This is a genomic window from Glutamicibacter uratoxydans, assembly GCF_050753455.1.
GTDB lineage: Bacteria > Actinomycetota > Actinomycetes > Actinomycetales > Micrococcaceae > Glutamicibacter > Glutamicibacter uratoxydans_A.
In genome coordinates, this window is record NZ_CP192736.1 from 2,435,014 (window position 1) to 2,448,424 (window position 13,411).

Annotated in this window: 15 protein-coding genes and 3 tRNA genes; 8 read left to right on the top strand and 10 right to left on the bottom strand. The window is 56.9% G+C overall.

Annotated features, from left to right (window positions below):
* The first annotated feature begins 113 nt into the window (after positions 1-113).
* Entirely contained in the window at positions 114-1,196 is a 1,083-nt protein-coding gene (gene asd, locus ACQQZ8_RS11235) for an aspartate-semialdehyde dehydrogenase (RefSeq protein ID WP_431712183.1), read from the top strand.
* A 120-nt stretch (positions 1,197-1,316) separates the two neighbouring features.
* Here the strand turns inward: asd and ACQQZ8_RS11240 are convergent, their stop codons facing one another.
* The 6 genes from ACQQZ8_RS11240 to ACQQZ8_RS11265 form a co-directional block, all read right to left on the bottom strand.
* A complete protein-coding gene (locus ACQQZ8_RS11240) occupies positions 1,317-2,384 on the bottom strand; it encodes a UDP-N-acetylmuramate dehydrogenase (protein WP_431709895.1) in 1,068 nt (355 codons plus the stop codon).
* Positions 2,385-2,392: 8 nt separating this feature from the next.
* The gene (locus tag ACQQZ8_RS11245) at positions 2,393-3,496 is read right to left on the bottom strand and encodes an MFS transporter (RefSeq protein ID WP_431709896.1); all 1,104 of its coding nucleotides are present in this window, start codon (positions 3,494-3,496) and stop codon (positions 2,393-2,395) included.
* Between the two features lie 104 nt (positions 3,497-3,600).
* Complete coding sequence (locus ACQQZ8_RS11250) at positions 3,601-4,041, bottom strand: MaoC family dehydratase (RefSeq protein WP_431709897.1); 441 nt, start codon at positions 4,039-4,041, stop codon at positions 3,601-3,603.
* Positions 4,042-4,044: 3 nt separating this feature from the next.
* On the bottom strand, positions 4,045-4,491 hold the full coding sequence (locus ACQQZ8_RS11255; protein WP_431709898.1) for an FAS1-like dehydratase domain-containing protein: 447 nt from the start codon (positions 4,489-4,491) through the stop codon (positions 4,045-4,047).
* A gap of 59 nt (positions 4,492-4,550) precedes the next feature.
* Positions 4,551-4,805: a hypothetical protein gene (locus ACQQZ8_RS11260; RefSeq protein WP_431709899.1), complete on the bottom strand. Its 255-nt coding sequence runs from the start codon at positions 4,803-4,805 to the stop codon at positions 4,551-4,553.
* A gap of 73 nt (positions 4,806-4,878) precedes the next feature.
* A complete protein-coding gene (locus ACQQZ8_RS11265) occupies positions 4,879-5,538 on the bottom strand; it encodes a DUF2797 domain-containing protein (RefSeq protein ID WP_431709900.1) in 660 nt (219 codons plus the stop codon).
* A gap of 576 nt (positions 5,539-6,114) precedes the next feature.
* On the opposite strand from ACQQZ8_RS11265, the gene ACQQZ8_RS11270 reads away from it, so the two are divergent.
* Positions 6,115-6,909: a GTP pyrophosphokinase gene (locus tag ACQQZ8_RS11270; protein ID WP_431709901.1), complete on the top strand. Its 795-nt coding sequence runs from the start codon at positions 6,115-6,117 to the stop codon at positions 6,907-6,909.
* A 421-nt stretch (positions 6,910-7,330) separates the two neighbouring features.
* Here the strand turns inward: ACQQZ8_RS11270 and ACQQZ8_RS11275 are convergent, their stop codons facing one another.
* A complete protein-coding gene (locus ACQQZ8_RS11275; RefSeq protein ID WP_431709902.1) occupies positions 7,331-7,600 on the bottom strand; it encodes an ATP-binding protein in 270 nt (89 codons plus the stop codon).
* Positions 7,601-7,694: 94 nt separating this feature from the next.
* Here ACQQZ8_RS11275 and ACQQZ8_RS11280 point away from each other — a divergent pair, with 94 nt between their 5' ends.
* Complete coding sequence (locus ACQQZ8_RS11280; protein WP_431709903.1) at positions 7,695-7,907, top strand: hypothetical protein; 213 nt, start codon at positions 7,695-7,697, stop codon at positions 7,905-7,907.
* Positions 7,908-8,087: 180 nt separating this feature from the next.
* Here the strand turns inward: ACQQZ8_RS11280 and ACQQZ8_RS11285 are convergent.
* Both ACQQZ8_RS11285 and ACQQZ8_RS11290 read right to left on the bottom strand, forming a co-directional pair.
* Positions 8,088-8,161, bottom strand: a tRNA-Met gene (locus ACQQZ8_RS11285).
* A gap of 47 nt (positions 8,162-8,208) precedes the next feature.
* Positions 8,209-8,280, bottom strand: a tRNA-Thr gene (locus ACQQZ8_RS11290).
* Positions 8,281-8,686: 406 nt separating this feature from the next.
* Here ACQQZ8_RS11290 and ACQQZ8_RS11295 point away from each other — a divergent pair.
* The 4 genes from ACQQZ8_RS11295 to ACQQZ8_RS11310 all read left to right on the top strand — a co-directional run bounded on the left by ACQQZ8_RS11295 (position 8,687) and on the right by ACQQZ8_RS11310 (position 10,515).
* Positions 8,687-8,761, top strand: a tRNA-Thr gene (locus ACQQZ8_RS11295).
* 429 nt (positions 8,762-9,190) lie between these two features.
* Positions 9,191-9,631: a MarR family winged helix-turn-helix transcriptional regulator gene (locus ACQQZ8_RS11300; protein WP_431709904.1), complete on the top strand. Its 441-nt coding sequence runs from the start codon at positions 9,191-9,193 to the stop codon at positions 9,629-9,631.
* A gap of 37 nt (positions 9,632-9,668) precedes the next feature.
* Positions 9,669-10,088 (top strand): organic hydroperoxide resistance protein, encoded by a 420-nt coding sequence (locus ACQQZ8_RS11305; protein WP_431709905.1) that lies wholly within the window; start codon positions 9,669-9,671, stop codon positions 10,086-10,088.
* Positions 10,072-10,515 carry a DoxX family protein gene (locus ACQQZ8_RS11310; protein ID WP_431709906.1) on the top strand — a complete coding sequence of 148 codons (444 nt, stop codon included), beginning with the start codon at positions 10,072-10,074 and terminating at the stop codon, positions 10,513-10,515. The genes ACQQZ8_RS11305 and ACQQZ8_RS11310 overlap by 17 nt, the downstream gene beginning before the upstream one ends.
* 216 nt (positions 10,516-10,731) lie before the next feature.
* Here ACQQZ8_RS11310 and ACQQZ8_RS11315 read toward each other — a convergent pair whose 3' ends face one another.
* Entirely contained in the window at positions 10,732-12,627 is a 1,896-nt protein-coding gene (locus tag ACQQZ8_RS11315) for a DEAD/DEAH box helicase (RefSeq protein ID WP_431712184.1), read from the bottom strand.
* A gap of 315 nt (positions 12,628-12,942) precedes the next feature.
* Here ACQQZ8_RS11315 and ACQQZ8_RS11320 point away from each other — a divergent pair, with 315 nt between their 5' ends.
* Complete coding sequence (locus ACQQZ8_RS11320; RefSeq protein WP_431709907.1) at positions 12,943-13,359, top strand: hypothetical protein; 417 nt, start codon at positions 12,943-12,945, stop codon at positions 13,357-13,359.
* The last annotated feature ends 52 nt before the right edge of the window (positions 13,360-13,411 follow it).

A 13,411-nucleotide genomic window follows, 5' to 3' on the forward strand; every position in this document is an offset into this window, starting at 1 on the left:
ACCACCGGCGTTAACCCATGGTTGTGAATCCTGTAACGAATCAGGGTAACGGGGCGAAAAACCCCTACCATTGAAGCATGACTTCTTCTGTTGGTTTTGTTGGTTATCGTGGCATGGTTGGTTCCGTGCTGATGCAGCGGATGGTTGACGAGGGCGATTTCGCCCATCTCGACCCGGTATTCTTCTCCACCTCGAATCCCGGTGGCGCTGCTCCTTCCTTCGCTCCGGGCGCGGGTAAGTTGCAGGATGCTTACGATATTGAGACTTTGGCCAAGCTGCCAATTATCGTCACCGCTCAAGGCGGGGATTACACCAACAAGGTTCATCCACAACTGCGTGCCGCAGGCTGGGACGGTCTCTGGATTGATGCTGCCAGCGCCTTACGCATGAACGATGACTCGGTGATTGTTCTTGACCCGGTCAACCGCAATGTCATTGACGCCTCGCTAGCAAACGGTTTGAAGGACTTTGTGGGCGGTAACTGCACCGTCTCATGCATGTTGATGGGCTTAGGCGGGTTGTTCCGCAACGATCTGGTCGAGTGGGGTACCGCAATGACCTACCAAGCGGCCTCCGGCGGCGGCGCCCGTCATATGCGTGAACTGCTGACCCAGTTCGGAGACATCAATTCCGCAGTAGAAAATGAACTGGCCGATCCGGCCAGCGCGATCCTGGAAATTGACCGTCAGGTTTTGACCACCCAGCGTAGCTCATTGGACGCATCACAATTTGGTGTCCCCTTGGGCGGTTCGTTAATCCCTTGGATCGATTCCGACTTGGGCAACGGCCAGTCCCGCGAAGAGTGGAAAGCGGGCGTCGAGACCAACAAGATCCTGCAGACCAGCGGCGATAAGCACATCATGATGGACGGGCTGTGTGTCCGTATCGGTGCTATGCGTTCCCATTCTCAGGCTTTGACCCTGAAGCTGAAGGAAGATCTGTCGATCAGCGAAATCGAAAACTTGCTGGCTGGTGACAATGAATGGGCCAAGGTCGTTCCAAATGAGAAGGAAGCGACCATGCAACAGCTGACTCCGGTTGCCGCCTCAGGTACCTTGGACATTCCAGTGGGCCGTATCCGGAAGCTAGAAATGGGTCCGAAGTACATCTCAGCTTTCACCGTCGGAGACCAGCTGCTCTGGGGCGCCGCCGAACCACTGCGCCGCATGTTGGCGATCGCTCAAGGCCGACTCTAAACTCCCAAACGCCAAACCTCAGTCAAGGCTATGGGGCAGAACCTCAAGAGGTTCTGCCCCATAGCCTTGACGCATATTCCATACCTTTTGCTACATGCTGAGTTGCCCTAGCTCAAGCCACTACTGATCCAATTGAAGGCCGATCAATAATGGCTCATTGACTAGGGTGATCCCGAATTTTTCGTGCACTCCGGCGCGCACCGCCCGCGCGATCTTCAGAATGTCAGCCGCGCTGGCCCCACCCCGGTTCGTGATAGCTAAGGTGTGCTTGGTCGACAGTGCGGCCCGGCCCCCAGCCAACAAATGACCGTTAGTTCGCGCCAGCCCATAGCCCTTAGCGAACCCTGCCTGATCGATCAGCCAGGCCGCCGAAAGTTTGACTTTCTGCGGATCATCCACCGGATAGTTGGGGGCGTTTTCTGGCAGGGTTTCAAGAACCTGCCGTTCGACAATCGGGTTAGTAAAGAAAGATCCGGTGGAATGCGAATCGAGATCCGCCGCATCGTAGACCATCCCCTTGCCACGCCGCAGCTCGAGCACCATCGCGCGCACAGCGCTGGCAGCGACCCGCTCCCCCACTTGCACGCCCAGACGTCGGGCCAATTCGGCATAACGCACCGGGGCCGAGAGCTGATCGTAGGTCAGCAGGAAACTGACTTTGAGCACCACATAGCGTGGCGAGCCTGCGACGCTGGTGCGCTTAATCAACGAGTCACGATAGGCAAAACTAAGGTCCGCATTGCTCAGCGTGAGCTGTTCGCCGCGGTGCCGGTCGTAGACCAGAACCGATTCCAAATATTGCGAGACGTCCGCCCCATAAGCACCCACATTCTGCACCGGGGTCGCCCCGGCACTTCCTGGGATCCCGGAGAGCGCTTCTAAGCCGCTAAGGCCGGCGTGAAGACTGTGGGCCACCACGGCATCCCAGTTTTCGCCGGCAGCCACCTGCAAGCGGGCTTGGGAATCATTGACCTCTTCGATATTGATGCCTTTTGTGGCAATCCGGATCACCGTGCCAGGAAAACCTTCATCACTAATAATGAGATTGGATCCTCCCGCGATCAGCAAGACCGGGGACTGTTCCGCGGCGGCCGAAACCAAGGCAGAAATCAGTTGCTGATCTGTGCGCGCGTCAACGAGGTGTTGCGCCGGCCCGCCCACTGCGGTGGTGGTGAGATTCTTGAGCATCAATCGATTCACTTTCCGATGGATTCATGGTCCGCCGCGTCTGGGTCCCTAGGGTACCCGGCGGCGTTAGAAGAGAGAATGAGCGCCAGTACAATCAACAGCGAAATACTACTTAGCGCCGGGAGCAACCCAATCTGATTGGCTAGCAGACCCAACAATGGTGGGCCGCCGAGGAAGGCACCGTACCCGATGGTGGATACCACCGAGACGCGTGCTGCCGCATGCAACGGGTCGTCAGAGGCTGCACTCATGGTCAAGGGGAAGGTCAATGCCACGCCGGCGCCCCAGAGAGCCAGCGCGATAAAGGCCAGCGGCAGGGATTGACCGAGGGTGAAAATCAGGAGCCCTGCCAGGGCGGTAAGCGCTGATACCCTTATCATGGTGACTCGGCCGAGCCGGAAGATTAATTCTCCTCCGAGCATTCGCATGGCGGTCATGGCGCTTACGAAAACCGCGTAGCCCAGGGCACCGGTGGCTTCGGAAGTCTCATACCCGTCAGCCAATGCCAGTGCCACCCAGTCAGCGGCGGCGCCTTCGGCCAAGGCCATGCCGAGCACGAGGATGCCCAGGAAGATCGTGCGGGATTCGCGCCAGGCCCGGCTCAGGGACTTGTCTGAACCGCTTCCGGTGCGTCGGCTACCGTCTTCACCAAAGTAGCGAGCACCGCCGAGCACACAACCGGCCACGAGCAGTCCCATCACGCCGTAGTGCGCTGCGAGGCTAAGGTTGATGGCCGCGGCACCTGCACCGATTCCGGCCCCGATGACTGTTCCGAAGGAAAAGAACCCATGGAGCAGCGGCATGATGGTTCGACCCAGCGAACGTTCAAGTGCCGCTCCCTGGACGTTGGAAGCGACATTCCAGCTGGCCACGCCCAAGCCTTGGGTAAAGAGAAATACCCCGGTGAGCCAAGGTTCATGGACGAACACTGCGCTGAATCCGACAAGAATGATTGATCCTGCGGCCAGCGCGGCGCACAACCGCATCACGGTGATCGCACCGAGCCGTGAAACCAGCTGCCCGGAGAGACTCACCGAGAGGAAAGAACCGGCACTCAGGCACAGTAAAAGTAACCCCACACTGCCGTGGTCCAAATCAAGTGCATCTCTCAAGGCCGGGAGTCGGGAGACCAAGGTAGAGAGCAATAGACCGCTGGCCAAGAAGGCGGCCAGCAGTCCGTTGCGCCAGCGACGCAGTGTGAGGTCGGAGGCTGAGATCAGAGTTGCACCACAGCCTGAGATTTGACCAGCACCTTGGTGCCTTCTACGGACACCGTGAGGTCCACGCGCGCGGTGCGTGCTGTGTCGTCCAACGCACCAATTTTGCCTTCAACGAGAATACTGGTGCCCTGGTGATCGCTCGGGTTGGTGCCCACTGGGTCCTCAATGATCACTGGCTTCGTGAAACGTGTTTGATAATCGATGATCGCGCCTGGGTCACCGATCCATGCGGTCACAACATCCACCGCGGACCCCATGGTGAACATGCCATGTGCGATCACATTTGGCAGTTCAACCTCCGTCGCAAAGCGTTCGTTCCAGTGGATCGGGTTGAAATCCCCGGAAGCGCCGGCATACCGAACCAGATCGGCACGGTTGACTTCGATGGTCTTCGAGCCAATACTCTGGCCCTTTTCCAGACTTTCAAATGCGATCATGGTTTACTCCTCGCCTCGAACCAATAGTGAGGACACCGTGGTAGCCACCTTTTCACCAGCAACGGTCGAGATCTCTGCCCGGGTGGTGATCATCGCCCCGGCACCCATAGCGCGGATCTGATCCACGTGAAGTTCGGTCACCAGTTCATCGCCAGCAACAATCGGGCGATGATGAGTGAAACGCTGATCAGCGTGTACAACGCGGGAAAAATCGATCCCAGATTCAGGGTCAGCGATCAACTGAGCATCGGCACGCTGCGCAATGATGATGGCGAAGGTTGGCGGTGCCACGAGATCTTTGTGCCCCAGCTCGCGAGCTGCGGCTAGATCGAAGTGCGCGGCTGCGGTCGACTTGGTAGCGGTTGCGAATTCGCGGATCTTCTCGCGCCCTACTTGGTAAGGCTCACCGGCCGGATAAATCCTTCCGACCAGATCGGTATTAATACTCATCTATGCTCCTTGCATTACGCTGCCGGGCAGTTGCTGGCTTGCTGATGTGAAAGCAGGGTTTATTTCTTTTTGCGTGGTTGCTGATAACCGTTGGCGATCCGCCAGGCGCGGGCATCACGGGCCCGAACAACAAGAGATGCGATATGCACGCACATGCCGATCCCCATCATTCCAATTGCGATAAACAATAGCGGCCGCGATGGCAGGTTTATTCCGAAGATAGCCAGAATGATCCCGCCACCCATAAGCGCCAACGCCGTCACAACGAATTTCTTATAGCGTGGCGAGGCAGCTTCCCAGGGAGTATTGGTCATATCTTCAGTCTAGTTCAGGCCCCGCACCGAACCTTGGTTACATGACCCGTGATACGCCAAACGTTGGTGGTGTCTAGAACAGACTGGACTGACCGCCTTGCCCACTAAAGTCGGCTTCGGCTACGGCCAGGGCCCGCGTCTTCAGCTCGGCAGCGTCCAACACCACCATGGCGGAACCTGGTCCGGTGTCCGCTAGTAGGCTTTGTCCCAGGATCCCATGTAGCTGCAAGGAAACGGTATGGCCGGGCAGCGACCCTCGGAAGGCATGCACCGCTCGCTCATCCCATGCATTGATGACGCGGCGACTATAACTGGGGTGTTCCCACCGCTCGTCAAGCAAAGTGACGCCATAGACATCCAAACCGCGCTGAGCGGCTAAAAAGTTTGTGGCCCGTTCGGCTTCAGCATCATTCAAAGCTTGTAAGGACTGCTCACTATAATCCCAGCTGTGCAGTCCCTTAATTTTGGCTTTCTGTCGCACCTGCTGGCGCAAGCCGCAATGCTCGGTAACTAGGTCTTCCAGCACCCGAACTGCTGCCCCATCGATTGTCCGCGCGATGTAGCGGGCGCAAACCACGCCTTGTGTAGCTAACCGCCCCCATTTACTTTGCGTAGATGTAGTCCCCACTTTGGTGGTGCCATCGGCGAAGGAAGCAACATAGAGAAAATGCGGTTGTTCCAGATATCGACGCATCCCCGCTGGCGCTTCACCGGTCCGATGAAAGTGATGCATAAACTTGGTCTGATCCAGTCGCCGACATCTCGCACATTGCGTACCGGTGTTCAACACCTGAGTTTTAGGGCACACCAAGTGACTGCGCTCACCGTCCGAACTCATAGTGACGTAGCCTAGACACCACTTCTGTTGGCTAGTTCTTAAGGAGAAACTCCGGCCTAGGGTCAAAGGCTCGTTGATCCATTCCTCGCCTCGGCGTAGCCGCAGTACCGGTGTTGGCTCCGTGGCAGAGAAATGTATCCCATGACAAATCGCTTGTTGGGTCTCTGCGCATTTCATGACTACCTCTCCCCCGTTTTCCTTGCACCCTCTACCGTAGGTCATCGCCAAGTCAAGTCGCGAAACGTAGCTGAGCACCTTGGAAAGTAAATTAGTGGCCGCAGGGCCAGTGTCATTGAGTTGCAAGCACCTATGTGGCCGGTTCTGGGCAGGAACAAAGCTATACGCGCTACGCTTTAGTTTCCAACATGAACATTGTTTGAAGTCCCGACCACCATCAACCCTGCACGAATTCTGGTCGGATCTTCGACAAAGTAGGGGTGAAAATTGAAGCAACCAGGTCAAGATCTCGTAGTGACCGGGAACTCGGAGATCGAGGACACCACGCCCGTAACCGCCGAACAGCTGCTGGCGTTCGCGAATCAGCTTAGACAGCAATTGCCTCGGTTCATGATGGAGTATCGCTTTGCTGTCGATGAGATGCTCACCAAAGTCTCGATTCTGCGTGAAGAATTCATCCACCTGCACCAGTACAATCCGATTGAGCATGTTACCTCTCGGGTAAAAAGCCCGGAAGGCATCCTCGAAAAGGTAGTTCGGCGTGGCTGTGCCCCGACGCTGGAGGAGATCCGTAAGAACATTACCGATATTGCCGGGATCCGAATTACCTGTAGCTTTCTCAAGGACGCGTACCACGTCCTAGATCTTGTGACTTCGCAGCACGATATTCGTGTGTTGCAGATCAAGGACTACATCAAGAACCCCAAACCCAATGGTTATAAGTCTTTGCACGCTATTTTGGAACTTCCGGTGTATCTTTCCCAGGGTCCTGTTCCGGTAATCGTCGAGGTGCAGATTCGTACTATTGCCCAAGATTTTTGGGCAAGTTTGGAACACAAGATCTTTTATAAATACGAAGGCGGAGTACCAGATCACTTGGCGGAGGATCTGGTCGCGGCGGCCGACGCCGCGGAACTGCTGGATAGGCATATGGAGCGGCTCTATGACGAGGTGCACGGTGGTGAGCAGTCTTCCCCATCGAACGCCTCCGAATCGACGGTAGATGAAAAGTTGTGGCGCAATCTGTGGAAGCTTGCGAGTAATGGATCGTCGTCCCAGAAACGGAACGAATACGGCGCTTCGAGCTAACGATCTTTCTGTAGCTGTCCCCGTGCAATGGTGGGAACCGTGTGCATCGTACCCTGCCCAAATCTCATGCGGCATGAGTGCACTACCGGTTGCACCGCACTACTCTGCGCGATCTGCAAGCGGCAGCCGAAGTTTAGGTGAACGGCTCAGTAGCAGTGTCGCTGGGCATAAAGGCAAGTTACCTCCAAGATCGAGATGGCCCCCAGTGCAGGGAAAGTTCAAATCCTGAGCCTTCGGCGCCCGGGATTGATGAAAAGCACATGCATTTTCGGTGTTCGTGTATCGAATACACCTTCTGTGCAGAAGATCTCCGGACTCGCTGGCTAAACGTAGCATCTGGTAACGGGTGCGCGGCGAAACGGTAGCAGTGATGCGCGTATCCGGTAGCACCCTTGGACACGCGCATCACCACCGCCAGGGTTTATCTCTCGATCTCGTCCTTCTTCAACGCGTGTTCATGACGGCGCATATTTGGCCCATCAAGCTGCACAAGCTCGCTGGTCAACACAAGCCGGTTCAAAATCGACTCGGCAATCACCGCATCATGCAATGATTTATACCAATCCTCAGGATCGAACTGTGAAGTCACGATCGTTGAGCCACGATGCTCTCTGGAGGCTAGGATATTAAGCACTTCACCTGCGGTTTCACCACTGATCGGGGTCGTTAAGAAGTCGTCTAAAACTAACACCTCGCAATCATGCAGGATTTGCAGGAAAGCTAGGCGTTGCGGATACGTCTAGCCAATCGTGTCACAGAGCAAGCCCGATAGCTTGAGCGGCGTTGTGCAGACCATGAATCGCGAAACCGGCGAAGTGCTCGACACTGTCGAGATCGCCCGGGTAGCGTCTCTCACGGGAGCGAGCACTCTCGCTGACACGACCGTTATGGCCGCAGAAGCATCCGACGGAACCGCCGTGTTCATCGTGGCCAATGCCGCAGGGATACTCGCTTCATATCAGTTTGGTGAGACAAACTTCTTCGGGTGGTCGCGCTAATCTCGGTGCTGGGACAAGCATTGCACTCAGAACCACGACGAGGATGATCGTCCGGCTGGCGATCAGGCTCATGCCCAGAGCAACCGGACCTTGACATTTAATCCGCAACGAGTTCACAGGTCCCGCTCCGGAACTACTTAACGAAGAAGACCCCCAGCATTTCACTGAGGGTCTAACCGGTAGCGGCGCCGGGACTCGATCCCGGGACCTCACGATTATGAGTCGTGCGCTCTAACCAGCTGAGCTACGCCGCCACAAGTGGGAAACTATCCAGTAGAAGCCAAGATAACTTCCCACTCAGAGCCCCCTGCCGGAATCGATCCGGCGACCTCGTTCTTACCAAGAACGCGCTCTACCACTGAGCTAAGGGGGCAACGAGTAAATACTCTACACGGATTCTGCCTCAAATAAAAATCGTCGAAGCCTCCCCTGACCCGGGCCCGTGGATAACGTAAACCAACAGGTCAGCCTAAGATTCTCAGGACTTAGATGAAGACGCGAACCACACTTGCAACAAAGCCTAATACAGTGACACTTATCACCTTGATTCAAGGCTGGACCACCAGAACTCCCCTGCGCCCAAATCGGCCCTGCAGATCACGGTCAAGAGTGCGAGCAATGGCCCAGTAGATTTCTTGCTGGGCAACCCTGCGCACGAACAACCACGCTCCCCCAGTGGTGCGCAAATTCGGTGGATGAGTTGGAATAACATGATATCAGCCACACGTCATTAGCTGATTTTGCAAACCTTGAAGATGTGTGTAAAGTATTTACCTGTTGCCCCCTTAGCTCAGTGGTAGAGCGCGTTCTTGGTAAGAACGAGGTCGCCGGATCGATTCCGGCAGGGGGCTCCATTCAACAGGGTCGGACCGCACTGCGGGCCGGCCCTGTTTTTCGTCGCAGTAGTAACTCTTTGCGCCTGTCGCCTGCGCCCCGGCGTCGCGAGATCCATCTCATCCCCCGCCCGAAGCGACCTCGATGAAGCACCCCAGTTACTCACGAAAGCGAACGTTCAGATTCGGGGCGAAACGGCAGCGAAAGAAGCAGGCTTGCTGCAGTGAGCTGTTTGTTCAAGATCGGACCGCGTTACAAAGGTTGCTTACGCCCGCGTTTTTCCCGGGGCTTTACTAGGCACGTAAGACGAATAAGTATAGTCATGTGCAGGTTGCCCGCAATACATATGCTCACCCCGACCATCTTCTCGCGCCAGAAGATGCTGGGGTTGCGGCAATAGAACACCTAAATCGGCTGCGCACAATCAAATTGCGTGCAATGCTTTAGATGTGTCAATCGTTGATCAGATGGTGTGTTTCTCCCTCTATGCTGCCAGCCGCGCCACGACGCGCGCCTATACCGAACTACTAGCCCCTTGGAAACTGACTTACACCCAGTATTTGGTACTGGTGCTAATTTGGACAGAAGGGGAGCAATCAGTCCGGCAGTTAGGCGATAATTTGCATCTGGACTCCGGCACGCTCTCACCGCTGCTGCGTCGGCTGGAACAACATGGCTATCTGGAACGCTACCGAGACGAGCAAGATTCTCGGATCGTGAGGGTGCGGCCGACCAGCGCGGGCCAAGAGCTACGTGAGCAGCTGGCTCATATTCCTGAACGCATCGCATGCGCCACCGGTTTACCAGACCTAGCCAGTGCACAAGAACTCTTGTCCTCGCTGCACCGGCTGACCGCCTCGATGAGCAACATTGACTCAGTGCGCGACTAAGCGCATTCCTGATCCCTAAGTACCGAAAGACCCTCTCTTGGAATCTCTCTACACCGCAGAAGCGCTCTCTACCGGACACGGACGCACAGGCCGGGTGGATACACCCGACGGTAGCTTAGGTCTGGTCATGGCTCCACCGGCCGCACTGGGCGGATCCGGTCAAGGAAGCAACCCGGAACAGCTGTTCGCGGCAGGCTACGCGGCGTGCTTCCACTCGGCGCTGCACGCAGTTGCCCGCAGCCAGAAACTCTCGATTGTCGATTCCAGCGTCGGCGGCCGGGTCCACCTGCACCGAGAAGGTCAGGGTTTCAAGTTATCGGTGGAACTTGAAGTAGTTCTCCCCAACATTCCGCAGGAGCAAGCTCAGGCACTAGCCGATGCTGCCCATCAAGTCTGCCCCTACTCCAATGCAACCCAAGGCAACATTCAGGTGATCATCAATGTCTCCGACGACTAACGAATCAACCAAATCGCCGGGGGCAGCCCGCCATCTGGGCAGGATACTGTTGGGCAGCGCATTGACTTTCGCCGGGATCAGCCATCTCACTGTGGCCCGTGAAGAGTTTCAAGCGCAAGTGCCCAACTTTGTCCCCCTCGATCGTGATGTAACAGTAATACTCTCTGGAATCGCCGAAATCGGGCTAGGCATGAGCTTGCTACTTCTCTGGCGTCGGCGCGTGCACGTGGGGTGGTTAGTCGCTGCGTTCTTCGTCGCGGTATTCCCTGGCAACGTAGCCCAATGGATCCACCAGCGCGACGGCTTCGGACTGGATACCGATACGGCACGGCTGGTTAGGCTCTTCTTCCAACCGGTCTTAGTGGCGTGGGCGCTGTGGTCAACCGCAGCATGGCGAGACCGTAAAAAGCTTTTCCCCCGCCGATAGGTCAAGCAGCCTCCCCGAGACGTCGAAAGAGCCCTAGGACTAGTCACTCCGATAGCCCGCCAAACAGGCTCTGACAGGTGCGCGGGCTCTGACGCCGCTCGACCCACACCTGGCACCGCAGATCCGCGCACATCTAAAAGCACACCGCGCCTTAAAGCACCGCGCCGACCCACCCTGTTAGAGGTTGGGTCGGCGCTGCTTGCTAACTAGCGGCGTTTAGTATTCGCGACGCGAGCTACGGCCGGCATCGCTGAAGCGGGACTTGCTCCGTCCGCCAAAGCGCTTCTCGCCGCCACCGCGACGATCATCACGGAACCCACCGCTCTGACGCTTACGGTCCTTGAAGCTCCCACGATCCGAACGGTATCCACCGCGGTCATCATCGCGACGTCCGCCGCCGCGTGGGCCGCGATCAAGCTCCAGGTTGATTGGCTCTCCACCAATGCGAGTGTTGGACAGGGCACGCCACTGGTCCTTGCTCAGCTCTGCTGGTAGCTCTACCAGGGTGTGGTCCGAACGAATGTCGATGCCACCGATTTGCGAGGAGTTGAAACCACCCTCGTTCGCTAGGGCGCCAACAATCGAGCCGGGCTGCACGCGGTTGCGACGGCCCACTGCCAGACGGTACATTGCATTGCCTTCGGCGGCACTCTTACCACGGTTACGTGGACCGGATTCGCGTCCTTCACGTCCTTCACGGCCTTCACGACCCATCCGTGCCTGCTTGGCAGGTGGGTAGGTTGGTTCGGTCATCAGCAGTGGACGTCCACCCTGTGCCATCAGGGCCAGAGCGGCAGCGATTTCCAGCTGATCCAGATCTTCGTGCTCAGCAGCGAACTTCTCAACGATTTCGCGGAAGGCGCTCAGATCCTGGCTCACGATGGTCTGATCGATCCGATCAGTGAACTTCTGGATGCGGCGGTCATTCACCGATTCCACAGTTGGCAGCTGCATCAAAGAAACCGGCTGACGGGTAGCCTTTTCGATGGCACGCAGCAGGTACTTCTCACGAGGGGTCATGAATAGAATCGCATCGCCAGAACGACCGGCACGGCCGGTACGGCCAATGCGGTGCACATAGGATTCGGTGTCATGTGGGATGTCGTAGTTGATGACGTGGCTGATGCGCTCCACGTCCAGGCCACGAGCGGCCACGTCGGTGGCAACGAGGATATCGATTTTGCCCGAGCGCAAATTCTCCACGGTACGCTCACGCTGCTGCTGTGGGATGTCACCATTGATAGCTGCCGCGGTGAAGCCGCGAGCCTTGAGCTTATCGGCCAGATCTTCGGTGGCCATCTTGGTGCGCACGAAGGTGATCACACCATCGAATTCCTCGGATTCGAGGATACGGGTCATGGCGTCTAGCTTGTGGGCGCCCATCACCTGCAGGTAACGCTGGGTGATGTTGGTGCCGGTGGTCTGCTTAGACTTGACCGAAATCTCTTCCGGGTTACGCAGGTATTCCGAAGCGATCCGACGGATGGTGCGTGGCATGGTGGCCGAGAACAGGGCCACCTGCTTGTCCTCTGGGGTGGCTTCCAAGATCTTGTCGACCTCTTCAGCGAAGCCCATCCGAAGCATTTCGTCGGCCTCGTCCAGCACCACGTACTGCAGGTTGGACAGATCCAGCGAACCCTTGTTGATGTGATCGATCACGCGACCCGGGGTTCCGACGACCACCTGTGCGCCGCGGCGCAGTCCGGCTAGCTGTGGGCCGTACGGTGCACCGCCGTAGACCGGCAGGACGGTGAAATCTTCTAGGTGCTTAGCGTAGGAGGTGAAAGCCTCGGCTACCTGAAGTGCCAGCTCACGGGTTGGAGCCAGCACCAAGATCTGGGTATTACGGGCCGGACCATTCAAGTCGGCTACCTCGGCCATACGCGACAGGGCCGGCAAGGCGAATGCTGCGGTCTTACCGGTACCGGTCTGTGCCAGACCAACAACGTCACGACCTTCGAGCAACAGTGGGATGGTTGCGGCCTGGATTGGGGATGGCTTCTCGTAGCCAAGATCGGCCACAGCGGCCATCACGCGGGCGTCGAGGCCCAATTCGCTGAAAAGCACGGTCGGCTCTTCGGTTGCATTGTCGTTGGTGGTGTTTGCAGGCATGTCAGTAGACACGAAGAAGTACCTCATTCGTTTGGGGAAGGCCTATACGTCCCCAAAAACGACGGATAGGCAACACAGTTAAAAACAACTCACGCTCATCAAGCGTTCCCCTATGACATAAAGACCCGCACACACTTTGCGGATTCACAACACGAAATAAGGGCTCTGGCCTCAAAAATTGGGCAAGATGCGAGGGATGCCAGATGTTCGCGAACAATCCATTCTATCGTCAGATCACCGAAAAAAGCAGTGCCGTAGCAGTGTGAGATCAGGCACCGCACACTTGCCATGCTGGCCTGCACTATGCTGAACGGTGTGAAGAACACCGTCTCAAAGAGCAACGCGCAACTGCCTTCGATGCCCGGCGAGCTGCGCATTGCCCGGCTGTGTTGGGTGCTGGTTGCCGCGCTTTTTGTGGGTTTCGCCGCGAATCTCTTCCTCTTAGCGGCCCGGTCAACGCAACCCAGTAGTGGACCTTGGTTCCTAGCGAGTCTGCTAACCGCGGCAGGGCTAGCAATCCTCTGGTTGGCTGTGCGGTTATGGCGTTCGAACCTTGCGGCGCGCACTCAGTTGACGTGGTTGGGGCTAATCGCTGCGCTGCCACTTTTCTTACGTTTTGGAAGGTACTCAATTCTTGCCGGGTTGGTGCTGATCGCTGTGGCACTGATGTGGACTCCGGCCAGTATCAAATACTTCCGAGCCCTGTATCCGAAGAAGTCACGGCGGAAATAGTTTTTTCGCCTTGCCACTGTGCGACCGAAATCGGCAGCATGCGCACAGCCCG